The organism is Streptomyces sp. JB150, assembly GCF_011193355.1.
Lineage (GTDB): Bacteria > Actinomycetota > Actinomycetes > Streptomycetales > Streptomycetaceae > Streptomyces.
On sequence record NZ_CP049780.1, the window covers coordinates 2135372 to 2160908 of the forward strand.

General features: G+C 74.1%; 24 protein-coding genes and 1 tRNA gene. 14 read left to right on the plus strand and 11 right to left on the minus strand.

All coding sequences use genetic code 11. The annotated features are described in order from the left end of the window. Nucleotide 1: 1 nt before the first annotated feature. Nucleotides 2-673: a hypothetical protein gene (locus G7Z13_RS09965; RefSeq protein ID WP_165997932.1), complete on the minus strand. Its 672-nt coding sequence runs from the start codon at nt 671-673 to the stop codon at nt 2-4. 145 nt (nt 674-818) lie between these two features. On the opposite strand from G7Z13_RS09965, the gene G7Z13_RS09970 reads away from it, so the two are divergent. Next, nucleotides 819-1343: a GNAT family N-acetyltransferase gene (locus G7Z13_RS09970; protein WP_165997934.1), complete on the plus strand. Its 525-nt coding sequence runs from the start codon at nt 819-821 to the stop codon at nt 1341-1343. Nucleotides 1344-1431: 88 nt separating this feature from the next. On the opposite strand, the gene G7Z13_RS09975 is transcribed toward G7Z13_RS09970, so the two are convergent. Beyond that, the gene (locus G7Z13_RS09975) at nt 1432-3498 is read right to left on the minus strand and encodes an MDR family MFS transporter (protein WP_165997936.1); all 2067 of its coding nucleotides are present in this window, start codon (nt 3496-3498) and stop codon (nt 1432-1434) included. Between the two features lie 221 nt (nt 3499-3719). Here G7Z13_RS09975 and G7Z13_RS09980 point away from each other — a divergent pair, with 221 nt between their 5' ends. Beyond that, nucleotides 3720-4970: a peptidoglycan-binding domain-containing protein gene (locus tag G7Z13_RS09980; RefSeq protein ID WP_240926163.1), complete on the plus strand. Its 1251-nt coding sequence runs from the start codon at nt 3720-3722 to the stop codon at nt 4968-4970. 105 nt (nt 4971-5075) lie between these two features. Here G7Z13_RS09980 and G7Z13_RS09985 read toward each other — a convergent pair whose 3' ends face one another. After that, entirely contained in the window at nt 5076-5744 is a 669-nt protein-coding gene (locus G7Z13_RS09985) for an HAD-IA family hydrolase (protein WP_165997938.1), read from the minus strand. Between the two features lie 193 nt (nt 5745-5937). Next, entirely contained in the window at nt 5938-6519 is a 582-nt protein-coding gene (locus G7Z13_RS09990; protein ID WP_165997939.1) for a TMEM165/GDT1 family protein, read from the minus strand. Nucleotides 6520-6943: 424 nt separating this feature from the next. Here G7Z13_RS09990 and G7Z13_RS09995 point away from each other — a divergent pair, with 424 nt between their 5' ends. The 5 genes from G7Z13_RS09995 (at nt 6944) to G7Z13_RS10015 (ending at nt 13048) form a co-directional block, all read left to right on the plus strand. After that, complete coding sequence (locus G7Z13_RS09995; RefSeq protein ID WP_165997941.1) at nt 6944-7588, plus strand: HNH endonuclease family protein; 645 nt, start codon at nt 6944-6946, stop codon at nt 7586-7588. Nucleotides 7589-7755: 167 nt separating this feature from the next. After that, complete coding sequence (locus G7Z13_RS10000) at nt 7756-9420, plus strand: alkaline phosphatase D family protein (RefSeq protein ID WP_165997943.1); 1665 nt, start codon at nt 7756-7758, stop codon at nt 9418-9420. A 318-nt stretch (nt 9421-9738) separates the two neighbouring features. After that, nucleotides 9739-11781 carry an FAD/NAD(P)-binding protein gene (locus G7Z13_RS10005; protein WP_240926164.1) on the plus strand — a complete coding sequence of 681 codons (2043 nt, stop codon included), beginning with the start codon at nt 9739-9741 and terminating at the stop codon, nt 11779-11781. A gap of 78 nt (nt 11782-11859) precedes the next feature. Then, nucleotides 11860-12324 carry a DoxX family protein gene (locus G7Z13_RS10010; protein ID WP_165997945.1) on the plus strand — a complete coding sequence of 155 codons (465 nt, stop codon included), beginning with the start codon at nt 11860-11862 and terminating at the stop codon, nt 12322-12324. 118 nt (nt 12325-12442) lie between these two features. Further along, nucleotides 12443-13048: a VTT domain-containing protein gene (locus G7Z13_RS10015; protein ID WP_165997946.1), complete on the plus strand. Its 606-nt coding sequence runs from the start codon at nt 12443-12445 to the stop codon at nt 13046-13048. 216 nt (nt 13049-13264) lie between these two features. Here G7Z13_RS10015 and G7Z13_RS10020 read toward each other — a convergent pair whose 3' ends face one another. Then, nucleotides 13265-13495 carry a DUF2277 domain-containing protein gene (locus G7Z13_RS10020; protein WP_165997949.1) on the minus strand — a complete coding sequence of 77 codons (231 nt, stop codon included), beginning with the start codon at nt 13493-13495 and terminating at the stop codon, nt 13265-13267. A gap of 133 nt (nt 13496-13628) precedes the next feature. Between G7Z13_RS10020 and G7Z13_RS10025 the strand changes: the two genes are divergently transcribed. Then, complete coding sequence (locus G7Z13_RS10025) at nt 13629-14528, plus strand: 2-dehydropantoate 2-reductase (RefSeq protein WP_240926165.1); 900 nt, start codon at nt 13629-13631, stop codon at nt 14526-14528. A 37-nt stretch (nt 14529-14565) separates the two neighbouring features. On the opposite strand, the gene G7Z13_RS10030 is transcribed toward G7Z13_RS10025, so the two are convergent. Then, nucleotides 14566-15090 carry a GNAT family N-acetyltransferase gene (locus tag G7Z13_RS10030; RefSeq protein WP_165997952.1) on the minus strand — a complete coding sequence of 175 codons (525 nt, stop codon included), beginning with the start codon at nt 15088-15090 and terminating at the stop codon, nt 14566-14568. A gap of 77 nt (nt 15091-15167) precedes the next feature. Then, nucleotides 15168-15464 carry a chaplin gene (locus tag G7Z13_RS10035; RefSeq protein WP_206313038.1) on the minus strand — a complete coding sequence of 99 codons (297 nt, stop codon included), beginning with the start codon at nt 15462-15464 and terminating at the stop codon, nt 15168-15170. A 134-nt stretch (nt 15465-15598) separates the two neighbouring features. Here G7Z13_RS10035 and G7Z13_RS10040 point away from each other — a divergent pair, with 134 nt between their 5' ends. After that, complete coding sequence (locus G7Z13_RS10040) at nt 15599-15964, plus strand: hypothetical protein (protein ID WP_165997954.1); 366 nt, start codon at nt 15599-15601, stop codon at nt 15962-15964. A gap of 144 nt (nt 15965-16108) precedes the next feature. On the opposite strand, the gene G7Z13_RS10045 is transcribed toward G7Z13_RS10040, so the two are convergent. Beyond that, nucleotides 16109-16180, minus strand: a tRNA-Val gene (locus tag G7Z13_RS10045). Between the two features lie 224 nt (nt 16181-16404). Here G7Z13_RS10045 and G7Z13_RS10050 point away from each other — a divergent pair. From G7Z13_RS10050 to G7Z13_RS10065, 4 genes are all read left to right on the plus strand, one after another. Continuing rightward, entirely contained in the window at nt 16405-17229 is an 825-nt protein-coding gene (locus G7Z13_RS10050) for a DUF4097 family beta strand repeat-containing protein (protein ID WP_165997956.1), read from the plus strand. A gap of 74 nt (nt 17230-17303) precedes the next feature. Then, nucleotides 17304-18713 (plus strand): hypothetical protein, encoded by a 1410-nt coding sequence (locus G7Z13_RS10055; RefSeq protein ID WP_165997957.1) that lies wholly within the window; start codon nt 17304-17306, stop codon nt 18711-18713. Between the two features lie 167 nt (nt 18714-18880). Next, nucleotides 18881-19462 (plus strand): DUF4383 domain-containing protein, encoded by a 582-nt coding sequence (locus tag G7Z13_RS10060; protein ID WP_165997959.1) that lies wholly within the window; start codon nt 18881-18883, stop codon nt 19460-19462. Nucleotides 19463-19471: 9 nt separating this feature from the next. Next, nucleotides 19472-19696, plus strand: a complete 225-nt coding sequence (locus G7Z13_RS10065; protein ID WP_165997961.1) for a zinc ribbon domain-containing protein — start codon at nt 19472-19474, stop codon at nt 19694-19696. Between the two features lie 331 nt (nt 19697-20027). Here the strand turns inward: G7Z13_RS10065 and G7Z13_RS10070 are convergent, their stop codons facing one another. The 3 genes from G7Z13_RS10070 to G7Z13_RS10080 are packed head-to-tail and all read right to left on the minus strand — an operon-like array spanning nt 20028 to nt 24525. Then, nucleotides 20028-20843 (minus strand): HAD family hydrolase, encoded by an 816-nt coding sequence (locus G7Z13_RS10070; protein ID WP_165997963.1) that lies wholly within the window; start codon nt 20841-20843, stop codon nt 20028-20030. Continuing rightward, on the minus strand, nt 20843-23311 hold the full coding sequence (locus G7Z13_RS10075) for a phosphoribosyltransferase (protein ID WP_165997965.1): 2469 nt from the start codon (nt 23309-23311) through the stop codon (nt 20843-20845). Before G7Z13_RS10075 ends, G7Z13_RS10070 begins: the two co-directional genes overlap by 1 nt. Before the next feature lie 44 nt (nt 23312-23355). Further along, on the minus strand, nt 23356-24525 hold the full coding sequence (locus G7Z13_RS10080) for an HpcH/HpaI aldolase/citrate lyase family protein (protein ID WP_165997967.1): 1170 nt from the start codon (nt 24523-24525) through the stop codon (nt 23356-23358). Between the two features lie 198 nt (nt 24526-24723). On the opposite strand from G7Z13_RS10080, the gene G7Z13_RS10085 reads away from it, so the two are divergent. Further along, nucleotides 24724-25521 (plus strand): TerD family protein, encoded by a 798-nt coding sequence (locus tag G7Z13_RS10085; RefSeq protein WP_165997968.1) that lies wholly within the window; start codon nt 24724-24726, stop codon nt 25519-25521. Nucleotides 25522-25537: the final 16 nt, after the last annotated feature.

A 25537-nucleotide genomic window follows, 5' to 3' on the forward strand; every position in this document is an offset into this window, starting at 1 on the left:
CTCAACTCCCCTTCGCGTGATGCCGGGTGAACCCCCACGGCTGGTGGGCGCGGCCGTGGCGGGCGTGGGACGAGGACCGGCGGTCGCCGGAGCCGCCGGCGTCGTGGCGGGTGGGCGCGACCAGGTCCTCGAAGAGGGCGCGGGCCTCGACCATGGCCTCGCGCATCTCCTCGGTGGCGGCGTGCTCGGGCTGCCCGTCGGCGCCGACGCCCGCGCGGGCGATGCGGTGGACGCGACGGTAGCCGTGGACGTGGTCCGCGTGGTGCACGGACAGCGCGGCGACCTGCTCCTCGTAGTGGCCGCCGTCGGGGAAGCCGCGGGCGCCGGCCACTTCGGCGAGCAGTCGGTCCGCCTCGGTCACCGCGTCGCGCGGCGAGTCGACGAACAGCTCCTGCGCGGCCTGCCAGCGCTGCTCGTACGCGCGGCGCCGCTCCGCCTCCAACGGACGTTCACGCAGCTCGCCGTGGCGTTCCAGGCGCTCGGCGAGTTCCCGCTCCGCGGCCCTGGTGTCGCCGTCGTAGCGGGCGACGGTCCGCTCGTACTCGGGCCCGAAGCGCCGCTTCAGGTCCCGTCCGCCGACGCCGCGGCGTCGCCGCAGGGTCAGCAGGGCGGCCGCGCCTATGACGACGACCGCCCCGATCACGATCAACGCAACGATCAAACCAGTGGACATGTAGTTGCCTCCGGGCTCTCGGACCTCGGAACGGTGACCGGGTTGCCCCAGGGCCCCGCCCCAAACGAAAGGGCCGCCGCGCCGGGCCGCGTGGCGCCGTAATCCGGTTGCCTCCACCCCGCGCGCGGTCCCGACAATGACCGCCATGACCACGCAGACGACGGCCTGGACCGTCGCCCCCGAACCCGTCGGCTCCCCCGATGCCGCCGCCCTGTGGCGGGCGTACTACACGGAGGTCAGCGACCGCTGGTACCTGCTGCACGAGGGCCGCCGTACGGACCCGGACGAGCTGGAGCGGGAGATCGCCGCCGGTGCCGAGGGCGGGCTCACCCCGCCCGGCGGGCGGCTGCTGGTGGCGCGTCACGGCGGCGTGCCCGCCGGCACCGCGGGGGTACGGCGCACCGCGGACCCGGCCGTCGCCGAGCTGACCCGGGTCTTCGTCCGGCCGGAGCTGCGCGGCCGGGGCGGCGCCGCGCTGCTGGTGGCCGCCGCCGAGGACACCGCCCGGGCGCTGGGCGCGCGGCGGCTGGTCCTGGACACGCGCGGTGATCTGCGCGAGGCGCGGGCGCTGTACGCGCGGCTCGGCTACGCGGAGACGCCCCCGCACAACGACGAGCCGTACGCCGAGCACTGGTTCGCCAAGGACCTCGTGGGCCCCGCCGCCACCTGAGGCTCGACGGCCGGTATCGGCGGGCCCTCGGCCGTCGGCGAGGCCTCGGCTTTCGGCTGGACCTCGGCCGTCACCGCGCCCTCGGCCGTCAGCGGGACCTCGACGCCGCCGGGCGCCCGTCGTGCGGCTCCTCCCGGTCCGAGCCGCACAGCTCGTCGTTCAGCTCCCGTACGAGGTCCGTCAGGTCGGTCGGCCGGTCCGGTCCCCACCAGTCGCCCAGCAGTTCCGCCAGGGACTCCTCGCGGGCGGCGGCCAGCCGTCCGGCGACCTCGCGGCCCTGTGCGGTGAGGACCAGGTCGAGTCCGTCGCGTACGGCCAGCCGCCGTTCCTCGACCTGGCGGGCGCCGTCGAGGATGACGCCGAGGGGCACGGTGCTGCGTTCGGCGAGCACGGCGGGCTCCACCCAGCCGTACCGTTTCATCCGCAGCAGCAGCCAGCTCGCGGCGGGCAGCAGGTCGTAGCCCGCCCGTGCGGTGATCTTGCGGTAGACCTCGTGCCGGCCCTCGCGGGTGCCGAACACGGACAGGGCGCGGCACACCTCGTCGTGCGAGGACCGCTCGACCGGGTTGCCGGCCAGGGTCTCCGACATGTCCGGCGCGGTGACCGAGCCGCGCAGCCGGTCCTCCTTGAGGAACCAGGCCAGCGCGAACCCGGCGAGGACGACCGGCGCGGCGTACAGGAAGACGTCCGTGATGGCCGTCGCGTACGCGTGCAGGGCCGCGGGGCGCAGCTCCGGCGGCAGCTGGGCCAGGCCGCGCGGGTCGGCCTCCAGGGCGTCGGCCGAGACGCCGGGCGGGAGCTCCGCGCCGCGCAGGGCGGCGGTCAGCTTGTCACCGAGGCGCCCGGCGAAGATCGTGCCGAAGACGGCGACGCCGAACGCGGCCCCGATCGAGCGGAAGAACGTCACGCCGGAGGTGGCGACGCCCAGGTCCTCGTACGACACGGCGTTCTGCACGATCAGCACCAGCACCTGCATGACCAGGCCGAGCCCGAGGCCGAAGACGAAGAAGAAGGCGCTGATCTGCGCGTCCGAGCTGCGCTCGTCGAGTTCCTGCAGGAGCAGCAGGCCGAAGGTGGTGATGCCCGTGCCGGCGATCGGGAACACCTTCCAGCGGCCGGTGCGGCTGACGATCTGTCCGGAGACGGTGGAGGCGAGCAGCAGGCCCAGCACCATGGGGAGCATGTGGACGCCGGACATGGTCGGCGACACGCCCTGGACGACCTGGAGGAACGTCGGCAGGTAGGTCATCGCGCCGAACATCGCGAAGCCGACGACCAGGCTGATCACGGCGGACAGGGTGAAGGTGCGGATCCGGAACAGCTTCAGCGGAAGCACCGGCTCCGCCGCCCTGCGCTCCACCGCGACGAACACGGCCGCGAGCAGCACGCCGAGCACCGCGAGGCCGGTGATCTGCGGCGAGGTCCAGCTCCAGGTGGTGCCGCCGAGGGAGGCGACGAGGACCAGGCAGGTGGCGACGGCGGCGATGAGGAAGGTGCCGAGGTAGTCGATGACGTGCCGGGTGCCCTTGCGCGGGATGTGCAGCACGGCGGCGATCACGGCGAGCGCGACCACGCCGACCGGCAGGTTGACGTAGAAGACCCACCGCCAGCTCAGGTGCTCGGTGAACAGGCCGCCCAGCAGCGGGCCGAGGACGCTGGTCGCGCCGAAGACCGCGCCGAACAGGCCCTGGTAACGGCCCCGGTCGCGGGGCGGCACGAGATCGCCGACGATCGCCATCGACAGCACCATCAGCCCGCCGCCGCCCAGGCCCTGCAGCGCGCGGAACGCGATCAGCTCGGCCATGTTCTGCGCCAGGCCGCACAGCGCCGAACCGATCAGGAAGATCACGATGGCGGTCTGGTAGAGCCGTTTGCGCCCGTACTGGTCGCCCAGCTTGCCCCACAGCGGGGTCGCGGCGGTCGACGCCAGCAGATAGGCGGTGACCACCCACGACAGATGGTCCATGCCGCCCAGCTCGCTGACGATCGTGGGCAGCGCGGTGGAGACGATCGTCTGGTCGAGCGCGGCGAGCAGCATGCCGAGGAGCAGTGCCCCGATCGAGACGAGGACGTCGCCCGGCACGTGTTCCCGGCTGCTCACCCCCCGCTGCGGGCCGCGCGGCTGTGCCGCTGTGCTGCGCGCATCCTCGGCCATGGGACCTCCCGAGGCTCGGTCGACCGCTGCCGTCGTGATCCGGCACCTTCCATCGTGATCGGTGTGTCCAGTTATGGCCTGTTGAGTCCTGTGAATCGACAGGACTCCCGGCCGTCGCCTCCACGGGATCTGCATAATCACTGGAGTTCGCAGGGGGCGGACGCCGGTTCGTACGCGCGGGGGCGCGCACGGGGCACATCGTGCAGGGAGGGGACGGACGCGTGGCGGAGCCGAGAGGGCATGCGTGCCCGGACTGCGGGGCGGCCCGCGGCACCGACAACACGCCGTCGTGCGGCTGCGGCCCGCGGGCGTCCGAGGCGCTGCGCGACGCCCGTACGGCGGAGCAGGCGGCGGCCGAGGACTTCGATCCGCTGCGGATCCGGCCGTACGTCGAGCTGGACGGCGCAGGCGCCCCGGTGGTGACCCCGTCGTCCGGTGACGCGGAGCCGACCATGCCACTGCGCCCGGTCGAGCCCGGGCCGCCGGCGCCGGCACCGCCCACGGCGGCGGTGCCGACGACCGAGCCACCCACGACCGCCCTGCCGGCGACCGAGCCAGCCACGACCGTCCCGCCGGCGGAGGAGCCGCCCACGGCCGCCCTGCCTGTGGCGGAGCCGCCCACGACCGTCCTGCCGACGACCGAGCCAGCCACGACCGTCCCGCCGGCGGAGGAGCCGCCCACGGCCGCCCTGCCCACGGCCGCCCTGCCCACGGCCCAGCAACCCACGACCGTGCTGCCCACGCCGCTGGCCCCGCCGTCCGCCGCGCCCAGCGCCGACGACCTGGACCTGTTCGCGGAGCCTTCCCAGGATGAACCGGCACGGCGGGAGCCGGCACGGCGGGAGCCGGCGCCCGGGGAGCCGTCCACCGGGGCGGGGCGCCCGGGGACCAGCCGCCGCACGGTCGCGCTCCTGGTGTCGGGAGCGGTGGTCGCGGTCGCCACGGTGGTGGCGGTGACCAGTGGCCTCTTCTCGTACGACACGCCGTCGCGGAACACCGCGCTGCCCACGGACGTCCGGGAGGCCGTCCCCGAGGCGCGGACCACCGAGCCGCCCCGGACCCCGGTCCCGAGCACCGCATCGGCGCCGCCGGCCTCCGCCTCCCCGTCCCCGTCGGCGAGCGCGAGCGCGTCCCCCTCGCCGAGCCCGTCACGGTCCAGCGCCTCCCCGACCCCGACCCCGACGCCCACACCGACCGAGTCCACGACGGCGGCCCGCGTGACCTCCTCGCCCGAGGCCCCCGGCGAGACCACGCCCGTGCTGCGGCGCGGCGACCGGGGCCCGGAGGTCACGGAACTCCAGCAGCGCCTGCACCAGCTCTACCTCTACAACGACGCGCCCCACGGCCACTTCGACGAGGCCGTCGAGCAGTCCCTGCGCAACTACCAGTGGTCCCGGGGCCTCCAGGACGAGCTGAGCGTGTACGGCCCGAAGACCCGCGGCCTGCTGGAGTCGGAGACACGGGAGCCCTGAGGCCGCACCTGCCCGCGCCCGCCCGGCCGCCTTGCCCGCCTCCGGCGGTCCTCGCGACAGACGGGCCAGGGGCAGGCGGTCCTGGCGGCAGAGCGGCAGAGCGCCCTACGGGCGAGCGGCGACGTGGAGCCGGATCGTGCCGTCCCCGGCGTCCTCCACGCGTACCTCGGTCAGGTCCCGGACCAGCGCGTCCGGCCGGTGTACGGCGGCGCGCGGGCCGACGCCGACCACGCGCATGCCGGCCGCGCGCCCGGCGGCGATACCCGCGCCGGAGTCCTCGAAGACGACGCAGTCGGCGGGCGCGACACCCAGCTCGGCGGCGCCCTTGAGGAACCCCTCGGGGTCGGGCTTGCTGGCGCCGACGGACTCGGCGGTGATCCGGATGTCGGGCAGCGGCAGCCCGGCGGCGGTCATCCGGGCCGTGGACAGCGGCACGTCGGCGGAGGTCACGAGGGCGTGCGGGAGGCCGCGCAGGGCGGCGAGGAAGGCGGGGGCGCCGGGGACCGGGACGACACCGTCGAGGTCGGCGGTCTCCTCGGCGAGCATGCGCGCGTTGTCCGCGTGGTTCTGCTCCATGGGCCGGTGCGGCAGCAGGACGGCCATCGAGGCGTACCCCTGGCGGCCGTGCACCACCTTCATCACCTCGTCGCCGTCGAGTCCGTGCCGCTCGGCCCAGCGACGCCAGACGCGCTCGACCACGGCGTCGGAGTTCACGAGGGTGCCGTCCATGTCGAGCAGGAGGGCGCGGGCGGTGAGCACGGTCGTGGCCGTCATCGGCAGCAGCTCCAGAGCTTGGGGGAACAGAGCGGCCCCGCCCGCCGGTCAGGGAAAACGGGCGGGAGCCACTTTGTTTCTCTACGGTACAAAACAAATCCGGCATCCCGCCAGCGCCCCGGCGAAAGCTTCACCGGGCGTTCAACTGGGGGGTGCCCGAGACGGGAGGGGAGCCCGGCCTCCGGGCCGCGGCTCAGCCCGCCACCGCCTCCCACAGGCTCCACACACCCAGCACCAGCATCACCATCGCCGCGATCTTCGTGATCAGCCGCAGCGGAACCCGCTTCATCAGCGCCTTCCCGCCGACGATGCCCAGTCCCGCCACCGCCCACAGCGCCAGCACCGCGCCGAGGCCGACGGACAGCGGGTCGTCGTAGCGCGCGGCGAGGTTCGCGGTCATGATCTGGGTGAGATCGCCGAACTCGGCGACCAGGATCAGCATGAACCCGGATCCCGCGACCTTCCAGAAGGACTGGTTCTCCGGCTTGCGGATCTCCTCCTCGTCCTCGTCCTTCTTCATCAGCAGCACCGCCGCGCCGCCGAGGAAGAGCACACCGGTCAGCGCGTGGGTGATCTGCTGCGGCAGCAGGGTCAGCACGCTGCCGGCCGCGACGGCGAGCGCGACATGCAGGGCGAACGCGGCGGCGACGCCGGCGAAGACGTAGGACGCGCGGTAGCGGGTGCCGAGCACCAGACCGGCCAGCGCGGTCTTGTCGGGCAGCTCGGCGAGGAAGACGACGCCGAAGACGAGCGCCGTGACGGTGAAGCTGATCAAGGTTCCTCAATCGGTCGGGACCGCCCCCGCCGAGAGTGCTGAGCCCTTTTCGTCAGGACACCTCGGCAAGGGCAGCACACTCGGCACCCGTGCCGTGCGGCACGGGCGTGCACTGCTTGCCGAAGGTCTCGCTGGCCGGCCCACGAGAGTCCCTCGGGAATCCACGTGAGGCCCGGCTCCGGGCGCCGGCCCAGCTGGGCTGAGCAGTATGTCGACGGTCCGGCGAAGAGCTACTCCCCTTCTGCGCCCTCCATCGTACGTGATCGTTTCGCAACGAACCTTTTCGCACCGAACCGCACCATGACCCTTGTCACGTCATGTTCACGTCATTAGCTTCTCACCGGGCGCACACCCGCCCGCAACACCCCACCGCGAGCATTCCCTCGCTCGCACACCAAGACCCCCACACCCCAAGGGAGTTCGCATGCCCGCACGCTACGCGCGTCGACGGCTCGGCATAGCCGCGGCGGCCGGTGCGCTGCTGTCCTTCGCCGCCCTCTTCCAGGCCCCCGCCGCCTCCGCCGCCCTCCCCACCCCGGTGAGCGCCGCCACCGCCCGCACCTACCTCGCCTCCCTCCCCGTCGCCACCGAGGACCGCACCGGCTACAACCGCGACCTGTTCCCGCACTGGATCACCGTCAGCGGCACCTGCAACACCCGCGAGACCGTCCTCAAGCGCGACGGCTCGAACGTCGTCACCGACTCCTCCTGCTACGCCACCAGCGGCAGCTGGTACTCCCCGTACGACGGCGCCACCTGGACCGCCGCCTCCGACGTCGACATCGACCACCTCGTGCCGCTCGCCGAGGCCTGGGACTCCGGCGCCGACAGCTGGACGACCTCGCGCCGCCAGGCCTTCGCCAACGACCTGACCCGCCCCCAGCTGCTCGCCGTCACCGACGACGTGAACCAGGCGAAGGGCGACAAGGACCCGGCCGAGTGGATGCCGGCCCGCACCGCCTACCACTGCACGTACGTCCGCGCGTGGGTGCAGGTGAAGTACTACTACGGCCTGTCCGTGGACTCCGCGGAGAAGAGCGCGCTGCAGAACCGCCTCGCCGCCTGCTGACTCCGCCCCGGCACCCACTGACCCCGCCCGGCGCGCGCCCCCGCCGCCACCCCCAAATCCCGCCCGGCGCGCGCCCCCGCCGCGACACCCGCTCACCCGTGTGTGCGGAACGTTCCCGACGGCCTCCGTCGTTCCGTACCGTACGGGACGACGGAGAGGGGACTGCCATGGCCGAACTGCGCCTCGGGCCGCTGCTGAGATACGCCGACGGCACGACCGCGACCGTCTGGGTCGAGACCACCAGCCCCTGCGCCGCCGAGGTGCGCTGCGCCGACGGCGCCCACGGCACCGCCCGCACCTTCCAGGTGGCCGGCCACCACTACGCGCTGGTGCCGGTCAGCGGACTCACCCCGGGCACGTCCACGCCGTACGAGGTGATCCTGGACGGCACGCGCGTGTGGCCGCCGCCGGACTCCCCGTTCCCGCCCTCGGTGATCCGCAGCGGGCTCACCGAGGACCCGGTGCGCGTCGTCTTCGGCTCCTGCCGCTGGGCCGCGCCGCCCGCCGACGGCAAGGACCCGGTCGGGCCCGACGCCCTCGACGCGCTCGCCGCGCGCCTGGCCGCCGACCCGGACGGCGAGCGGCCCGACGTCCTGCTCCTGCTCGGCGACCAGGTGTACGCCGACGAGCTCTCCCCGGCCACCCGCCGCCGGCTGGCCGAGCGCCGCGGCGGCCTCGACGAACCGCCGGGCGCGCAGGTCGCGGACTACGAGGAGTACACCCAGCTCTACGACGAGTCCTGGAGCGACCCCGCGGTGCGCTGGCTGCTCTCCACCGTCCCCAGCTGCATGATCTTCGACGACCACGACGTCATCGACGACTGGAACACCTCCGCCGCCTGGCTCGCCGACATGCGGGCCACCTCCTGGTGGCGCGAGCGCATCCTGAGCGGGCTGATGTCGTACTGGGTGTACCAGCACCTCGGCAACCTGGCCCCGGCGGAGCTGGCGGAGAACACCCTGTACGCCGCCGTCCGGGCCACCCCCGACGCCACCGCCGTGCTGCGCGAGTTCGCCGCCCGGGCCGACGCCGACCCGGCCTCCGTGCGCTGGAGCTACCGGCGCGACTTCGGCCGGGTCCGGCTGCTGATGGCCGACAGCCGCGCGGCCCGCGTCCTCGACGAGGACGCCCGCGCGATGCTCGACCCGGGCGAGGCCGCCTGGCTGCGCGAGCAGGCCCTCGCCGACCCGGGCTCCTGCGACCACCTCCTCGTCGGCAGCTCGCTGCCCTGGCTGCTGCCGCATCTGATGCACGACACCGAGCGGTGGAGCGCGGCCCTGTGCCGGGGCGAGAAGGGCCCGCGCTGGGCGCGGTTCGGGGAACGGCTGCGCCGGGCCGCCGACCTGGAGCACTGGGCCGCCTTCCCGGAGTCCTTCGCCGACCTGGCCGGACTGCTCGCCGAGGCGGGCTCCGGGCCCGGCGCCCCGGCCACGGTCTCCGTGCTGTCGGGCGACGTCCACCACGCCTATGTCGCCGAGCCCTCCTGGCCGGACGGCCGCGGCCCCGACGCCCGGGTGCTGCAGCTGACCTGCTCCCCCGTCCACAACTCCGTGCCCCTGTCCATGCGCCTCGGCCTCCGGCTCGGCTGGGGCGGCGCCGCGCGGTTCGTGGGACGCCGGCTCGCCGGGCACGGGCGGCTCCCGCGTCCGCCGGTGGACTGGCGGCGCACGGGCGGCCCTTGGTTCGGCAACCAGCTCATGACGCTGACGCTGCACGGGCGTTCGGCGCGGCTGCGGCTGGAACAGGCACGGGCGAGCGGGCGGGGCGGGCGGGGCGATCCGGACGGGGCCCGGCTGATCACGGTGGAGGAGTCGGTGCTGACCGGTCCATGAGTCCTGTACGGGGGTCAGGGGCCTTGGGGCTTTTCGGGACTTCGGCATGTGCGGGCTGTTCGGTACGTCCGGGATCTCCGGGACTCCCCAGGCCTTCGGGATCTCCCGGGTATCCGGGACCTCTGGGATCTCTGGTACCTCTGGGACCTCCGGGATCTCTCGGGACGCGCGTTGGCTTGAGTGGCGGCCGACGGCATGATGAGGCGGACCGTCCGCTTCGGCGGCCCTTCCGCTTCGGCGGGCCGTCCGTCTCGGCAGGTCGTCCGCTTCGGCGGACCTCATGCTCCAACGCGCCCCACTCGCCCGGGAGTCCCCCCTTTGTCTATAGCGAACACGGAGAACAGCGCCCCCACCGCTCCGCTCTCCGTCGCCCTTGTCGGTGCCGGTCCGCGCGGCACCAGCGTCCTCGAACGCCTCTGCGCCTCCGCCCCGTCCCTCCTTCCGCCCGGCACCCGGCTCACGGTGCACGTCGTCGACCCGGCGCCGCCCGGACCCGGCCGGGTCTGGCGCACCACCCAGTCCCCCGAGCTGCTGATGAACACGGTCGCCTCGCAGGTGACCCTCTTCACCGACGACAGCGTGGACTGCTCCGGCCCGATCCGTCCGGGACCGAGCCTGTACGAGTGGGCCGGCGGCGACCTCGGCCCCGACGACTACCCGACACGCGCCCACTACGGCCGCTATCTGGAGTGGGTGTTCGCCGAGGTCGTGCGCGCGGCCCCGCCCGGGGTGCGGGTCGAGACCCACGCGGCCCGCGCGGTCGCCCTGACGGACGCCCCCGACGGCCGCCAGACCCTCACCCTGGACGACGGCCGCGTCCTGACCGGCCTCACCGCCGTCGTCCTCGCGCAGGGTCATCTTTCGGCCACCGCCGACCCGGAGCAGCGCCGCCTCGCGTCGTACGCCGCCGCGCACGGTCTGCGCCATGTGCCGCCCGCCAACCCGGCCGACGTCGACCTGACCGGCGTGGCTCCCGGCGAGCCGGTCCTGCTGCGCGGCCTCGGCCTCAACTTCTTCGACCACCTGGCCCTGTTGACGACCGGCCGCGGCGGCCGCTTCGTACGGGAGGAGCGGCAGGGGCAGGAGGGGCGTGAGGGACGGGCACTGCGCTACGTCCCCTCCGGCCGCGAGCCACGGCTGTACGCCGGGTCCCGGCGCGGCGTCCCGTACCAGGCGCGCGGCGACAACGCCAAGGGCCCGTACGGCCGGCACCTCCCGCTGGTGCTCACGCCGGAGGTCGTCTCGGGCTTCCGCAAGCGCGCGGACTCGGGCGACGCGCCGGACTTCCTCGCGGAGATATGGCCGCTGGTGGCGAAGGAGGTGGAGACCGTCTACTACGCGGCGCTGCTGCGGGACCGGGAGACCGCCGACGCGGCATCCCCCGGGCCGGATCCCGCCCGATCGACCCTCGCCGTCCCGGACTTCACCGACCGCTTCCTCGCCGTGCCGCACGGGGACCCGGAAGAGGCGCGGCTGCTGGACGAGTGGGGCGTGCCGGAGGACGAGCGCTGGTCCTGGGAGCGGCTGGCCCGGCCCTACGGAGAGCGGGAGTTCACCAATCCGGGGCAGTGGCGGGCGTGGCTGCTGGACCATCTGCGGGAGGACGCCGCGCAGGCCGCGCGGGGCAACGTCCGCGGGCCGCTGAAGGCGGCGCTCGACGTGTTGCGCGATCTGCGCAACGAGATCCGGCTGATCGTGGACCACGCGGGCCTGACCGGCGCGTCCCGCCGGGACCACCTCGACCGCTGGTACACCCCGCTCAACGCCTTCCTCTCCATCGGCCCACCGCGCCGGCGCGTCGAGGAACTGGCCGCGCTCATCGCCGCGGGCGTGGTCGAGGTGGTGGGGCCGCGGCTGGACGTGCGGTGCGCGGACGGCGCGTGGGTGGCCCGCTCGCCCGTCGTGCCCGGGTCGGAAGTGCGGGTGACGACGCTGATCGAGGCCCGGCTGCCGGAGCCGGACGTACGCCGCACGGCCGACGAGCTGCTGGCCGGGCTGCTGGCCACCGGCCAGGCGCGCCCGCACACCGTCGACGGGTACGAGACCGGGGGACTGGACGTGACCCCGCGCCCCTACTTCGTGATCGACCGTCAGGGGCGCCCACACGCGCGCCGGTTCGCGTTCGGCGTGCCCACGGAAGGGGTGCACTGGGTCACCGCGGCCGGCGCGCGGCCCGGGGTGGACTCGGTGACGCTGGCGGACGCGGACGCGGTGGCGCGGGCGGTGCTGCGCCGGGCGGCGCAGGACAGGGCGGACGACGGGGAGGACGACGGCGAGGAGGAGGCGGCGGGCGGGACGGCTGCGGAGGGGGAAACGGAAGTTAAGCAATGGCTAAATGTTGAACTTGCAAGCATTGATTAGGCGCTCCTAACGTGAGGGCTCCACTCGGTTCTGTCCCCGACGGGTCCGCGCGACCCGCCCGACCGAAGGAGCCCCCACATGACCGCACGCCTCGACCGCGCGCAGCCCTATGTGATCGGCCTGTTCCGCATCGTCATCGGCCTGCTCTTCGCCTGCCACGGCGCCGCCTCCCTGTTCGGCGTCCTCGGCGGCGCCTCGGGCGGTGACGGCGGCACCATCCCCGCCGGCACCTGGCCCGGCTGGTACGCGGCCGTCATCCAGCTCGTCGCGGGCGGGCTGGTGATACTCGGCCTCGGCACCCGCGCGGCCGCGTTCATCGCCTCCGGCTCGATGGCGTACGCCTACTTCGACGTCCACCAGCCCATGGCCCTGTGGCCGCTGCAGAACAGCGGGGAGGCCGCCGCGATGTTCTGCTGGTCCTTCTTCCTGCTGGTCTTCACCGGCTCCGGCGCGTTCGGCCTGGACCGGCTGATCACCAGGCGTTCCGCGCGGACGCAGACCGGGACCGAGTCCGCGGAACGCAAGCCCGCGGTCGCGGCCTGACGCCCTGACGGGCACGCACCCGCGGAGGAGCGCCGCGCACCTCGTCGGCCCCGGACACCGCACTCCGGGGCCGCTCCCGTACGCTCGTGGGGCTTACGGGGGACAACGGGGAGTAACGGTGCTGGAGAGTGTGGGGTCGCTGACCGGCAGCCCATGGGTCTACGCGGTGGTGGCCGTATCGGTTCTTTTTGATGTGTTTCTGCCGGTATTGCCCAGCGGGGTGCTGGTCATCATGGCGGCCACCGCGGCCGCGGCGGGCACCGGCGCGGCGACCGGCGAGGTCCCGCACGACGTGCCCGACATCCTCGTGCTGACGCTCTGCGCCACGACCGCGTCCGTCGCCGGCGACCTCGTCGCCTACCGCCTCGCCTGGCGCGGCGGCGACCGGCTGGACCGCGCCCTCGCCCGCTCACCCCGCCTGAGCCTCGCGCAGGAACGTCTCGGCACGGCGCTGGCCCGCGGGGGCGGCGCCCTCGTCGTCCTGGCCCGCTTCGCGCCCGCCGGCCGCTCCGTCGTCTCCCTCGGCGCCGGCGCCGCCCGCCGCCGCGCCCGCGACTTCCTCCCCTGGTCCGCCCTCGCCGGCCTGTCCTGGGCCACCTACAGCGTCGCCCTCGGCTACTTCGGCGCCCACTGGCTCGGCGCCACCTGGCTGGCCACGGGCGTCTCCGCACTGGCACTGCTCGCGGCCGGAGCGGCGGCGACGTATCTGGTGCGACGGACGTAGCGCGTACGCGGGCGCGTCCGCACCGGCCCGCGCCTGGGGCGGCCGGTCCGTGCCGCAGGCAGACGGTCCGTGCCCCGACGACCGCCCCATACCGCAGACAAGGCACCGCGCCCCAGACGGCCGGCCCGCGCCACGGACGGCCGACCAGCGCCTCGGACAGCAGGTCCGCGCCGCAGGCAACCCGCGCCGCAGGCAGGCCACCGCACCCCGGACCGGCTAGCCCACGCTGCGGGCGGGGCGGCCGCGTACCTCCAGTCCGGACAGCAGCTCGGCCGTGGCCTCGGCGATGGCCTCGACGGCGTGGTCGAAGACCTCCTGGTTGTGGGCGGCCGGCGCCCGGAAGCCGGACACCTTCCGCACGTACTGCAACGCGGCGGCCCTGATGTCCTCCTCCGTCGCCTCCTCGGGCAACACGGGCGGACGAAGCGTCTTGATACTCCGGCACATGGCTCCAGTGTCCTCCTCCCCCGGCGGGCCCGTCCCGCCTTCCGCAACACGGCTGTCCGCACCCGCACCCTCTGCCATGATCACCACCGAGGCGGCCACCGGTTCCGGGGCCGACCAACGAGAGGAGCCACTCGTGGCACACACCTTCGCCGTGCTCGGCCCCGGCGGCGTGGGCGGCCTGCTCGCCGCCCTGCTGTCCCGCGCCGGCCACCGCGTGATCTGCCTGTCCGGCGAGGACACCGCCCGCGCGCTGAGCACCGGCGGCCTCCGCGTGCGCAGCGCCCGCTTCGGCGACTTCACCGCCCGCGTCGAGGCCGGCACCGCGCTGCGCGAACCGGTCGACGCCTGCCTGATCACCGTCAAGCACACCGCCCTGGACGCCGCCCTCACCCGCCTCCCGGCGGACCCGGACGTCCTCGGCGACACCCTGCTCGTCCCCTTCCTCAACGGCGTGGAGCACCCTTCCCTGCTCTGCGACCGCCACCGCCCCGACCGGGTCGCGCCGGCCGTGATCCGCGTGGAGTCGACCCGCGTCGCGCCCGGCGAGATCGAGCACGGCAGCCCGTTCGCCGAGATCGACCTGACCGGCGACGCGGTCCCGCGCGCCCGCCTCGACGCCCTCGCGGCGGTGCTCACGGCGGCCGGCCCCGCCACCCGCGTACGGGACGACGAGGCGGCGACGCTGTGGGCCAAGATGTCGTTCCTGGCGCCCTTCGCCCTGCTCACCACCCGGTACGCGGTCCCGCTCGGCGAGGTCCGCACCCGGCACCGCGAGGAGCTGACGGCGCTGGTCGAGGAGACCGCCGCAGTGAGCGCCGCCTGCGGCGGACCGGGCGACCCGGCCCAGGCCCTGGCCCGCTACGACGCCTTCCCGCCGGCCACCAAGTCCTCCATGCAGCGCGACGCGGAAGCCGGCCGCCCGCTGGAACTGGACGCGATCGGCGGGGCGTTGCTGCGCGCGGCACAGCGGCACGGCATTCCCGTACCGGTCACGGAGAAGCTGGTACGGGCCCTGCGCGACGCCGGCCACTGAGGCACCCGGCGGCCCCGGTCTCCCCCGTCCCCCTCTCTCACCCCGCCTCGCGCCCGCTCCCCGCCGCACCGCTCAGCTCGGACCGCCAGTCGTTGCATCTGATCCAGTGCCCTTTCGGGTATTCGAAGTCGACGGGTCCGAGCAGGGTGAATCCGGCCCGCTCGCACACCTTGTTGGACGCCGGGTGCGTCGTCGCGGGAAAGGCGTGCAGCCATCTGTGCCGCCCGGCGGCCCGTGCCTCCCCGACGACGGCGCGCGCCGCCCGCGCGGCCAGCCCGCGTCCCTGGAACTCGGGCAGCACCGCCCAGCCGGTCTCCCACACCGTCCCGCCCCGCCACTCGCGCTCCCAGAATCCGATCGAGCCGACGGTCTCCTCCCCCTCCGCGAGCACCACCCGGTACATCCGCCCCACGCTCAGCCCGGCATACCGCCGGTGCCGGCCGGCGAGCAGCTCCTCGCTCTCCGGTCCGCCCAGATGCTCGGTCATCTCGGGACTGTTGGTCCTGCGCAACAGCCAGAAGTCGTCTTCCCCCCACGGCACCAGCCGCACGTCACCGTCCATACCGCCACGGTAGGCGCCGGCACTGACAAGGACCCGGCTCGTTCCGCTCGAGAGCCGGGTCCTTCCAGGCGTGGGCGTCAGCCGTTGGAGCAGTAGTTGCCCGTCGCGGGGTTGCCCAGCCCGATGACGTTGATGGAGTTGCCGCAGACGTTCAGGTCCAGGTCCACCGGGATCTGGATGACGTTGCCGGACAGGACGCCGGGCGAGCCGACGGCCACGCCGTAGGCGCAGGCGCCGCTGGTGCCGCAGATGCCGTCGCCGCCCTTGCCGCCCTTGCCGCCGTCGGAGGTGCCGGCGGTGGCGGTGGCGGCCCCGCCGAGGGCCAGGGCGGCACCGGCGACGACGGTCACGGCGATCCTCGGGATAGTGCGCACGTTCTCTCTCCTCTGTCGGAAAATGAGGGATGTGCCCCGATTCTGTGCAGCCTCCGACGCGCACCGCCGCCATTGCTCCCCCGAACGAGCGAAGTCACTCGCGACCCAAAATCGAACAGGCGTAGCATTGGCTCGTGGCTACGACCTATGACTTCCCCAGCGACCTCCGCGCCGGTCAGGAGGAGCTGCATCAGGTCCGGGCCGAACTGTCGGCCCTGCTGAAGCGGCTCCCCTGGTCGGTCGAGCCTCTGGACGGCTTCAGCGACGACGGCGGCTGGCGCAAGGTGGAGCGCCCCGCCTCCCCCGGCTGGTCGGCCGACGAGCAGGCCGAGGTGGAGAAACTGCGCCGCCGCGAGCACGAACTCGCGGTCTTCGTCAGCACCCACCGCTACTGGTCCGAACTCTCCGGCTCCGACCGCGTCGAAGCGCGCTCCCAGCTGAAACACGCCCACGAGACCCCGGAGGGCCCGGAGGACGCGGCGGACTCCCGCCCGAGCTGAGCCGGCGGGCGCCGGAACGGCCGGAGCGGCCGGAGCAGCCCCCACGGACAGCCCGGAACCGCCCTGCACGGCGCCGGGAGCGGCACGGAACGGCACGGAACGGCGAAGACCCCGGCCGATGACGCGGCCGGGGTCTTCGTGCGGTGGGCGCGGACGGTTTCGAACCGCCGACATCCTGCTTGTAAGGCAGGCGCTCTACCCCTGAGCTACGCACCCGCGAACGAGTCGACAGCCTACCTTGCCCGGGGCACTGCCCCGCAAACCTGGGGACGGAGGGGACGGCCGGGGCTCAGGGGCGGGCATCGGGGATCTCCGGGGGTTATCCCCACCCCGGTTCAGGGAGCGTCCCGGATGCCGCGGCGGGCGGCGGATCCGTACGGTCGAAGCACATCGCAGCCGCAAGGGCGTCCCGCCGCGGCCCGACCCAGGGGGAGACCGTCATGGCCCGTTCCGTTCCCGTTCGCGCGGCCCTCGTCGCCGGTGCCGTCGCACTGCTCGTCGCGGGGCTCGGTGCCTGTTCCTCGGCCCGCGACGACCAGGACCCCGAGACGCGCTCCTTCGCGCTGGAGGGCACCACCCTGACCGTGGACGCGGAGGACTCCGCCCTGGAGATCGTCGCCTCCGACGAGCACGCCGGGGGCCGGATCGAGGTCACCCGCTGGTTCGACGGCTCGGTGGTGGCGGGCGGCGACCCGAAGCCCACCTGGGAGCTGCGCGACGGAAACCGGCTGGTGCTGCGGGAGGACTGCTCCGGGTTCATCTCCGACTGCTCCTCCAAGCACCGCGTCGAGGTCCCGCGCGGCGTCCGGGTGAAGGTGGAGAACGGCGACGGCAGCGTCCGCGCCGCCGGGTTCGCGGACGCGCTGAGCATCCGTACGGCCGACGGATCGGTCCGGGTCACCGGCGCCACCGGCCCGCTCGACCTGCGCACCGGCGACGGCTCGGTCCGCGTCGAGGACGCCGGCGGACCGCTGCGGGTGCACACCGAGGACGGCTCCATCCACGCGGACGTCGACTCCCGCGAGGTCCGCGCCCGCACCGGCGACGGCTCGGTGCGGCTCGAACTGGGCGCGATACCGGACCTGGTGGAGACCCGCAGCGGCGACGGCTCCGTCAGCATCGACCTGCCCCGGGCCGCCTACCGGGTGGCCACCGAGACCGGCGACGGCTCGGTCGACGTGTCGGTCCCGCGCGACGACTCCAGCGGCCACGTGGTCTCCGCCCGCACCGGCGACGGCAACGTCACGGTCCGTACGGCGAACTGACGGGCCCGTGTGTTCGTCCTCAACCGGTGGGAGAATGACACCGGGCAGGGCGGATGACAGCACGGGAGAGGGATGTGACGGCGACACCGCAGCAGCCGTACTCGCCGTCGATGCCGCGCGGGCGCCATCGCGCCACCCGGCCGCGAGCCCCGCGGTCCGCCGCCGCCCGCGACACCCTCGCCCTGATCGCCCTGCCGCTCGTCGCCGCGCTCGTGCTGCCCGGTGCCTTCACCGGGGGCGGCACCCGGCGGTGGTTCGGCGGGCGGGCGGAGAGCCAGCGGGCCGAGGCGCAGGCCGCGAAGGACGCCGCCGCCGAGGCCTTCTACGAGCTGGACACCGCCCAGCGGGACCTGCGGATCTCCATCGAGACCATCGCCGCCGTCGATGACTCCCCCGCCGCCCGCCGGGCCGGCGCCGGCTTCGCGGAGCTGGGCCGGCGCATCGACGAGGCCAGCCACCGGTACATCCAGGCGGTCGACGCCCACGACCTCGACCGCGACGACCTGGAGGCCTCGGCCGCCGCCCGGGCCCGCACGGAGCTGACCGCCGCCAAGGACGAGCTGACGCTGGTCAAGAGGGACCTCGACCGGTTCGCGGAGGGACTCGGTCCGCTGCTCGGCAAGGCCGAGACCCAGCTGGCTCGGCTCGCCCCGGCCGTCGAGCGGGCCCGCCAGGCCCTGCTCGCCGCCTCCGACGCGCTGGACACCGTCCGGGGCTCGGGGCTGAAGGCCGACGACCTCGCCGCCCGGCTCGCCGCGCTCGCGCCCGAGCTGACCAAGCTCAACCAGGGCGCCGGACAGCACGGCGTCCCGCAGACCCTGGAGCGCGCCGAGCGGGTCGCCCGCGAGGCCGAGACGATCCGCACGCAGGCCGAACGGCTGCCGGAGCGGGCCGCCGAGATCGACCACCGGCTGGTGTCCCTGCGCACCCGCGCCGAGGCCCTGGCCACCCGCGCCGGGCAGGTGGAACCGATCCTCAGCGAGCTGCGCCGACGCTTCACGCTGGCCTGCTGGCAGGACCTCCAGCGGGTCCCCGAGCAGGCGGCACAGACCCTCCGCCAGGCCGAGGCCAAGCTCCGCGAGGCGCAGGCCGCGCGCGACGCCCAGCGCTGGCCGGACGCCACCGCGCTGCTGTCGACGGCACGGGCGCTGCTGAACTCCACCGACGAGGCCGTCTCCGCCGCCGGGGACCGGCTGCGGCGGCTGAACGCCGTGCAGAAGGACCCGCAGGCCGAGATCGACCGGACCCGGTTCGCCATCCGGGACGCCCAGCGGCTCGCCATGGCCGGCCGCCACACCCCCGACCCGCGCCACGCCCGCCCGCTGGACGACTCCGTGGCCCGCCTGGAGCGCGCCGTCGCCGGCCTGGACGGGCGTCACCCCGACTACTGGCACTTCCTCGGGGAGACGGAGGCGGTGCGGCAGACGGTGGCGCGGGTGGTCGCCCTCATCCGCGAGGAGCGCGCGGCGAGCACCGGCCACTGACCTCGCGCCCCCGACGGCCCGGCGGGCCCGGCGGGCCCGGCAGTCCTGGCAGTCCTGGCAGCCCTGGCAGCCCTGGTCCGTTGTGGTGGCGCCGCATCCGGCGGAGGCGGATATTGGTGAACGAAAGGGATGAACGTGCCGCCCGCTGACGCCCGAGGGAGGCGGATATGGCCACACACGCAGTGCACAGGGGATCGCGGGGCCGGATCAGCTTCAACGATCATCTGCCTGTCGACCACCGGCTGAACCGGGTCTACCGGATCGGCGCGGGCCTGATGGGCCTGGTGCTGATCGCGTTCGGCATCCTCGGCCTGATCGGCAGGGTGGGGTTCTTCGACACGCGCGGGGACCAGGTCGTCGGGCTCAACACCAACGGCGCGCTCAGCGTGCTGTCGATCTGCGTGGGGCTGCTGCTGTTCGTCGGCATGGTCATCGGCGGCAACTTCGCCTCGACGCTCAACATGATCGTCGGCGTGGCCTTCGTCCTCAGCGGCTTCCTGAATCTGGGCCTGCTCAACACCGAGTACAACTTCCTCGCGTTCCGCATCCAGAACGTGCTGTTCAGCTTCGTCTACGGCGTCGTGCTGATGACCTTCGGGATGTACGGGCGGGTCGGCTCGGCCCTGCCCGCGGACAACCCGTACTTCCGCGCCCGCCATCCGGAGCTGGCCCGGGAGGTCGACGAGGACCGCGTCCAGCGCGCCGAACAGCGCCCTAAGGCGCTGCGTCCGCCGGAGGCCGACCGTTAACCTGGGCGCATGCCACGCTATGAGTACCGGTGCCGGACCTGCGGCGACACATTCGAACTGAGCCGTCCGATGGCGGAGTCCGCGAAGCCCGCGGCGTGCCCTGCCGGGCATGACGACACGGTGAAGCTGCTGTCGACGGTGGCGGTGGGCGGAACCGCGTCCGCCCCGGCCGCCGCGCCCCGCGCGACAGGCGGCGGGGGTGGCGGCTGCTGCGGGGGCGGCTGCTGCGGATAGCACGCCACGGGCCCGTCGCCGTCCGCGGGCCCGTCGCGGCTGGTCGCGCAGTTCCCCGCGCCCCTAGAGCGTCCCCCGGTAAACGGGACCGCGTCCACCCCGGCCGCCGCGCCCCGCGCGGCAAGCGGCCCGGGCGGCGGCTGCTGCGGATAGCACGCCACGCGCCCGCGGGCCCGTCGCCGTCCGCAGGTGCGTCGCCTTCTGCGGGCCGTCGCCGCCCGCAGGCCCGTCGCCGCCCACGAGCGCGTCGCCGTCCGCGGGCCCGTCGCCGCCCACGAGCCCGTCGCCGCCCACGGGCCCGTCGTGGCCGGTCGCGCAGTTCCCCGCGCCCCTAAAGGGTCGCGGTCCGGGTCGCTCTCAGGAGTTCTCGCAGGATGCGCTCGCCCGCCAGTACCCCCCGTTCCGGCAGGGCCGTGACCGTGGGGGCCGTCCAGTCGGTGTCCGCCAGTTCGCCGTGGCCCGGGCGCCAGGCGCGGTCCGCGGCGAGGAGCAGGTCGGCGTCGAGCAGCGAGTCGCCCGCGGCCAGCGTCAGCTCGGCGCCGGTGCGGCGGGCGACCTCGTGCAACGCCGCGCTCTTGGTGAGCGGCTTCGGCACGGCGTAGATCTTGCGGCCCTGCAGGGAGACCGTCCAGCCGCGGTTCTCCGCCCAGACGGCCAGCTCCTTCACCCACTCCTCGGGCAGCAGCTCCCGTTCGACGACGAGGTAGGCGAACAGGTCCTCGGCGACCCGGTGCTTGCGCACCCACGCCGGGTCGGCCGTGGCCAGCAGATGGGCCCGCACCTCGTCCAGCGAGGCGCACTCGTCGGCGAGCCGCGCCCTCACCCGGGCGTGCCAGGCGGGGTCGGAGACACCGTCCACCAGCAGATGGCCGCCGTTGGCGCAGATGGCGTAGGCGGGCGGCGGGCCCGGCAGGCTGATGCGCTGGTACTGCTTGCGGGTCCGGGTCGTGGCCGGGACGAACACCGCCGCGTCCCCGAGGTCGCCGAGCAGCCCCGCCGCGGTCTCGGTCAGGTACGACAGCGGTTTGCTCTCGTGCACCTCGACGCACAGCAGCCGGGGGGCCCGCGCGTCCGGCATGGTCAGCGACAGGGCCGCCGCCGAGTAGATCAACGTGCGGTCCAGGTCGCTCGCCACGAGCACCGGCATCAGACGGCCACCGCCTTTCCGTCGGCGCCCGTCGCGCCGCGTGTGAACCGGGGATGGATCAGCCCCACGCAGGTGTAGAACAGCTCGGCGACCTCCTCGACCGGCACCCCGCGCTGCTCGGCCAGCAGCCGCACGTGGTCCAGGTCCGCGCCGGCCCCCGCCCGCGCGAGGATCTTCCACGGTACGCGGCGCAGCAGCACGCGCGTGGTCTCGCCGACGCCCGGCTTGACCAGGTTGACGTCGTGGATGCCGTACTCCTCGCTGATCCGCTCCACCGCGGCCCAGCCCTCCCAGGTGGGGGTGCGGTCGGCGGCGAGCAACTCCTTGACCTGCGCGTCCACCGTGTCGCCGGCCTCGGCGAAGCGGGCGGAGACCGCGTCGAGGAAGGCGGCGGAGACGTCCGCGCCGGCGAGTTCGCGGTAGAACTTGGCGCCGTGGTAGTCGTGCGGGCCGACCAGGTCGGCGCGCAGCACGGTGCGGGAGATCAGCCCGGAGACCGTGGAGTTGAGGCAGGCGGAGGGGATCAGGAAGTCCTCGCGGGTGCCGTAGGTGCGCACGCACGAGCCCGGGTCGGCGAGCACCGCGATCTCCGGGTCGAAGCCGGTGACGCCCTCCGCCTTCTCGAATTCCTGGAGGGCCGCCGCGAGTTCCCGGGTGATCGCGCCCTTGCCGGTCCAGCCGTCGACGAACACGACGTCGGACGGGTCGTGGTGGGCGGCCAGCCAGCGCAGCGCGTTGGCGTCGATGCCGCGGCCGCGCACGATGGAGACCGCGTAGTGCGGCAGGTCGAGGCCGTGGCGGTGCTGCGCCCAGCGGCGCATCAGGATGCCGACGGGGGTGCCGGCGCGGGCCAGCGAGACGAGGACCGGGCGCGGGGACCGCTCGGCGAGCACGGTCTCGGTGACCACGCCGACGGCCGTGGCGATCCGGGCGGCCGAGTCGTCCAGCGCGGAGTGGAACAACCGCTGGTAGTCCTCGCTGGGCTGGTACTCCACCGGCAGCGACTCGGCGTAGTGGGCGCCGCCGCGCTGGATGGCCTCCTCCCGCTCCTCGGTCGGCGCCTCCAGCGTGACGTCCGACAGGTCCTGGAGCAGCCAGCCGACCTCGTCGGGCGGGTACGAGGAGAAGGCGGGGCCGCGGAGGGGCTCGGGCAGCATGGCGGGCCTTTCGGGGGCCGTCGCGGCCCCGGGGACGTACGACGGGAGGACCGTCAGCAGGACGTGCGGGATGTGCTCGGCGAGCCGGGCGAGCAGGCCGTCGGGGGCGTGCAGCGCGGGGGTGTCGGCGGCCGAGTCGACGACGGCGACGACGGCGTCGAAGCCGGCGCCCGCGACGTTGTAGGCGTAGCGGTCGCCGGGGCCGTCGGCCGGGTCGTCGTGGGCGGGGAAGACCAGGCGGGTGCGGATCGCGTACCCCGGATCGTCGACGGCGAGGACGGGCGAGCGGGTGGTGGTGGAGAAGCGTATCCCCACCCCCGGCAGGAGTCGTTCCAGCTCGTGGGCGAGCCGGAGCGGCGCGTACATCAGCTCTTCGGAGCCGAGCACCAGCACCCGGCGGGCACCGGCGGGCAGGGCGTCGGCGAGTCGGGCCGCCATCGCGGGGAGGGCGGCCTCCAGGCGGGTGCGGTGTTCGGGGGTGAAGCCGTGGCGGCCGCCGTCGGGAAGGCCGGTGGGCCATCGCAGATCGACTCGGGTGACACGGCCGTCGGGTGTCCGCGGGCCGGCGGGGGCCGGTCGCGCCCCTGGCTCGGGGTCGTACTCGGCGACCAGGGCCTGCCCCTTCTCCAGCACCCCCTCGGGCAGCTGCACGGTGCCCGAGGCCGTCGTCACCAGGTCTATCCGGGCACCGATCTCCCCGGCGAACGCCTCCAGGCGCCCGGCGTCGGCCGCCGAGCGCATGTCGACGAGGGCGACCACGACGTAGTGCTCGCGCGGGTGGCGGGCGTGCAGGTCGCGGATGGTGTTGAGGACCGTGTTGCCGGTGGAGAACTCGTCGTCGACGAGGACGAGGGGGCCGGAGCCCGCGAGCAGGGCCGGGTCCTCGGGGAGCAGGAGGTGGCTGGTGGCGTGGGAGTGGGACTCCTCGAAGCCGCCCGCCGGGGTGAGGCCGGCCACGGGGCGGCGGGTGGAGTGCAGGCAGGGGGCGAGGGCCAGGCCGTCGGCGACGGAGTGGCCGAGGCCGGTCGCGGTCTCCGCGTAGCCGAGGACGACCGCCCGGTGGGCCGCGTCGTCGCCCAGCAGGGCGCGGACCCGGCGGCCGAGGGCGAGACCGTGGCCGTAGACCACGGACGGTGACTGGGGCACGTGCTTGCCGAGCACGTTCGACACCAGCAGGTGCGCCCGCTTGGGGTTGCGGCGCAGCGCGAGTCCCAGCAGGTCGGTCAGCCGGTCGTCGCCCATGAGTTCGAGGCCCAGCCGCTGGGCGACCCAGCTGCCGGACCAGACCCCGTCGTTCACTGCCTTGTTCATGCGTCCCTTGAATAGAGGCTTGAGGAGGCCAAATGGTGGCCGGTTCAGGTCGGTATGCCCGCGGCCAGCAGTTCCACGAAGCCGACGTCCTCGTGCGCCACGCCGAAGACCTCGGCGCGCAGCAGGGTCCGCTCGGCCCACGCGCGGTGCGGCTTCACCTCGTTCATCTTGTTCGTGTACGCCGACCTGAGGACACCCCCGCCGCCGCGTTCCGGCCGCAGGATGTCCTGGGCGTCGCTGAACTCCTCGTGACTGACCACGGACAGCGCGTGCACGGGCAGCACGTGGGAGGGGTGGATGCAGGTCTTGCCGAGCAGGCCGTTGGCCTGGTCGAGCGAGATCTCCCGCAGCAGCCCGTCCATGGCGTGCTCGATCAGTCTCTCGCGCAGTTCCTCCGCCTGCCCCTCCAGGAAGGGGCTGCGGCGCAACTGTGGCTTGAACATGCGCTCCTGGACCCGGAAGTACTCCCACACGGGCCCGGTCACGGTGAACCCGGTGCCGTCGGCGCGGGCGAGCATGTTCACCACGTCGGCGATCACCGAGGCGACGATCTGCACGTCGTACGCCGTCATGTCGGGGGCCCGGCGCAGGCCGTACGACGAGCAGAAGTCGGTGACGCCGAGGCGCAGCGCCAGGACGCGCTCGCGGTACTTGTCGACGGCCCGGGAGATGCCCTCCAGGGTTTCCACGCGCGACTCGCGGTACAGCAGCTCCGGCGACTCCAGCACGGGCATGGCGAACAGCCGCCGCCCGCTCGCCGCCTCGGCGGTGGCCAGGGCCTCCAGGAACGGGATGCCGCGTTCCTCGGTGAACTTGGGCAGCACGAAACCGGACAGCAGCCGCACGGCCGGGCCGAGCCGGCGCACCAGGTCGGGTATCTGCTCGGGGGTGCGGACGCGGATGAACAGCAGCGGCGGCTCGGCGGCGCCGGAGCGGCCGGCGAGGTCGGCGAACTGGCGGACCAGGTTCTCCTCGCCCGCGCCGACGTCCGCGTCGTCGATCGAGTCCTCCAGGCACAGCACCATCGACACCACGCCCCGTCCGGCCTGTTTGAGGATGTCGTCGGCGAGCCGGGGCCGGGTGGCCGGGCTGTACAGCGTGGCGCCGAGGGCGGCGGCGAGCAGCCGGGCCGGGGAGTCGGCGGTGAACTCGCAGGGCTCCCGGTGGAAGAGGCGCTGCCGCACCTCAGGGGCGAGGTGCCCGAAATGACGCATAAAGCTCCCCCGTGGCGACGGATCGGCCGGTGGTGTGTCGAGAAAAGTGCCGTTAGGTGGCCGGTAATAGTACGTAGATCTCCATGTCCCGGGTTCCCACCAGGCATGAATTTCACGTAACCAGGTCTCCACATCGCGGGCTCGGCGCCACCCGACCCCGCGTTGTCGTGACCAGGACGGAGAAGGCAGGATGACCGCATGACGCACGCCATGCTGAAGGGGTCGAACGTCCCGCTCGAAGCCACGACGGTGCGCGCCGTGCTGCGCTGGACGCCCGGGCAGGGGGTCCCGGATGTCGACGCCTCGGCGCTGCTCCTCGGCCCCGACGGCCGGGTGCGCTCCGACGAGGACTTCGTCTTCTACAACCAGCCCCGGCACCCCTCCGGCACGGTCTGGCGGCTCGGCAAGAAGCGGACCGCCGAGGGCCTGACCGATACGATCCAGACGGATCTGGCCGGTGTCGAGCCCGCCGTCGGACAGATTCTCCTCGTCGCTTCGGCGGACGGCGTCGCCTTCGACCGCGTACGGGATCTGCGCATCCTGCTGTACGACGCCGCCGCGCCGGACGGGGAGCCGCTGGCGTACTTCGACGTGAAGCCGGAGACGGGCGAGGAGACCGCGCTGATCTGCGGCGAGCTGTACCGGCGCGGCGACACCTGGAAGTTCCGCGCGCTCGGCGAGGGCTATTCGAACGGCCTGAAGGGCCTGGCCACGGACTTCGGCATCTCGGTGGACGAGTCGGAGGCCGCGGAGGAGCCGGCCCCGGCGCCGCCGTCCGCGGAGGTCTCCCAGCCCCTCCCGCCGGAACAGCCCACCCAGGCGATCCCCCCGCAGCCCGGCTACGGCTACCCGCAGCCCCCGGTCACCCAGCAGCCGCCCGCCGCGCCGCCGGCCTACGGCTACCCGCAGCCGACGAGCCCGCCGTCCTACGGCACTCCCCAGCCCACGTCCGAGTTCCGGATGCCGCCGCAGGGCCCGCAGTTCATCGGACGGTGAGGGCGCCGCCGGACGC

Coding starts and splice junctions, on each gene's coding strand:
- G7Z13_RS10070 (WP_165997963.1), bottom strand. CDS start 20,843: ATGCCGGTGCTCGTGGCGAGCGACCTGGACCGCACGTTGATCTACTCG.
- G7Z13_RS09975 (WP_165997936.1), bottom strand. CDS start 3,498: ATGGCCGAGGATGCGCGCAGCACAGCGGCACAGCCGCGCGGCCCGCAG.
- G7Z13_RS10065 (WP_165997961.1), top strand. CDS start 19,472: ATGCCACGCTATGAGTACCGGTGCCGGACCTGCGGCGACACATTCGAA.
- G7Z13_RS09995 (WP_165997941.1), top strand. CDS start 6,944: ATGCCCGCACGCTACGCGCGTCGACGGCTCGGCATAGCCGCGGCGGCC.
- G7Z13_RS10020 (WP_165997949.1), bottom strand. CDS start 13,495: ATGTGCCGGAGTATCAAGACGCTTCGTCCGCCCGTGTTGCCCGAGGAG.
- G7Z13_RS10080 (WP_165997967.1), bottom strand. CDS start 24,525: ATGCGTCATTTCGGGCACCTCGCCCCTGAGGTGCGGCAGCGCCTCTTC.
- G7Z13_RS09965 (WP_165997932.1), bottom strand. CDS start 673: ATGTCCACTGGTTTGATCGTTGCGTTGATCGTGATCGGGGCGGTCGTC.
- G7Z13_RS10075 (WP_165997965.1), bottom strand. CDS start 23,311: ATGAACAAGGCAGTGAACGACGGGGTCTGGTCCGGCAGCTGGGTCGCC.
- G7Z13_RS09970 (WP_165997934.1), top strand. CDS start 819: ATGACCACGCAGACGACGGCCTGGACCGTCGCCCCCGAACCCGTCGGC.
- G7Z13_RS10000 (WP_165997943.1), top strand. CDS start 7,756: ATGGCCGAACTGCGCCTCGGGCCGCTGCTGAGATACGCCGACGGCACG.
- G7Z13_RS10010 (WP_165997945.1), top strand. CDS start 11,860: ATGACCGCACGCCTCGACCGCGCGCAGCCCTATGTGATCGGCCTGTTC.
- G7Z13_RS10085 (WP_165997968.1), top strand. CDS start 24,724: ATGACGCACGCCATGCTGAAGGGGTCGAACGTCCCGCTCGAAGCCACG.
- G7Z13_RS10030 (WP_165997952.1), bottom strand. CDS start 15,090: ATGGACGGTGACGTGCGGCTGGTGCCGTGGGGGGAAGACGACTTCTGG.
- G7Z13_RS10050 (WP_165997956.1), top strand. CDS start 16,405: ATGGCCCGTTCCGTTCCCGTTCGCGCGGCCCTCGTCGCCGGTGCCGTC.
- G7Z13_RS09985 (WP_165997938.1), bottom strand. CDS start 5,744: ATGACGGCCACGACCGTGCTCACCGCCCGCGCCCTCCTGCTCGACATG.
- G7Z13_RS10060 (WP_165997959.1), top strand. CDS start 18,881: ATGGCCACACACGCAGTGCACAGGGGATCGCGGGGCCGGATCAGCTTC.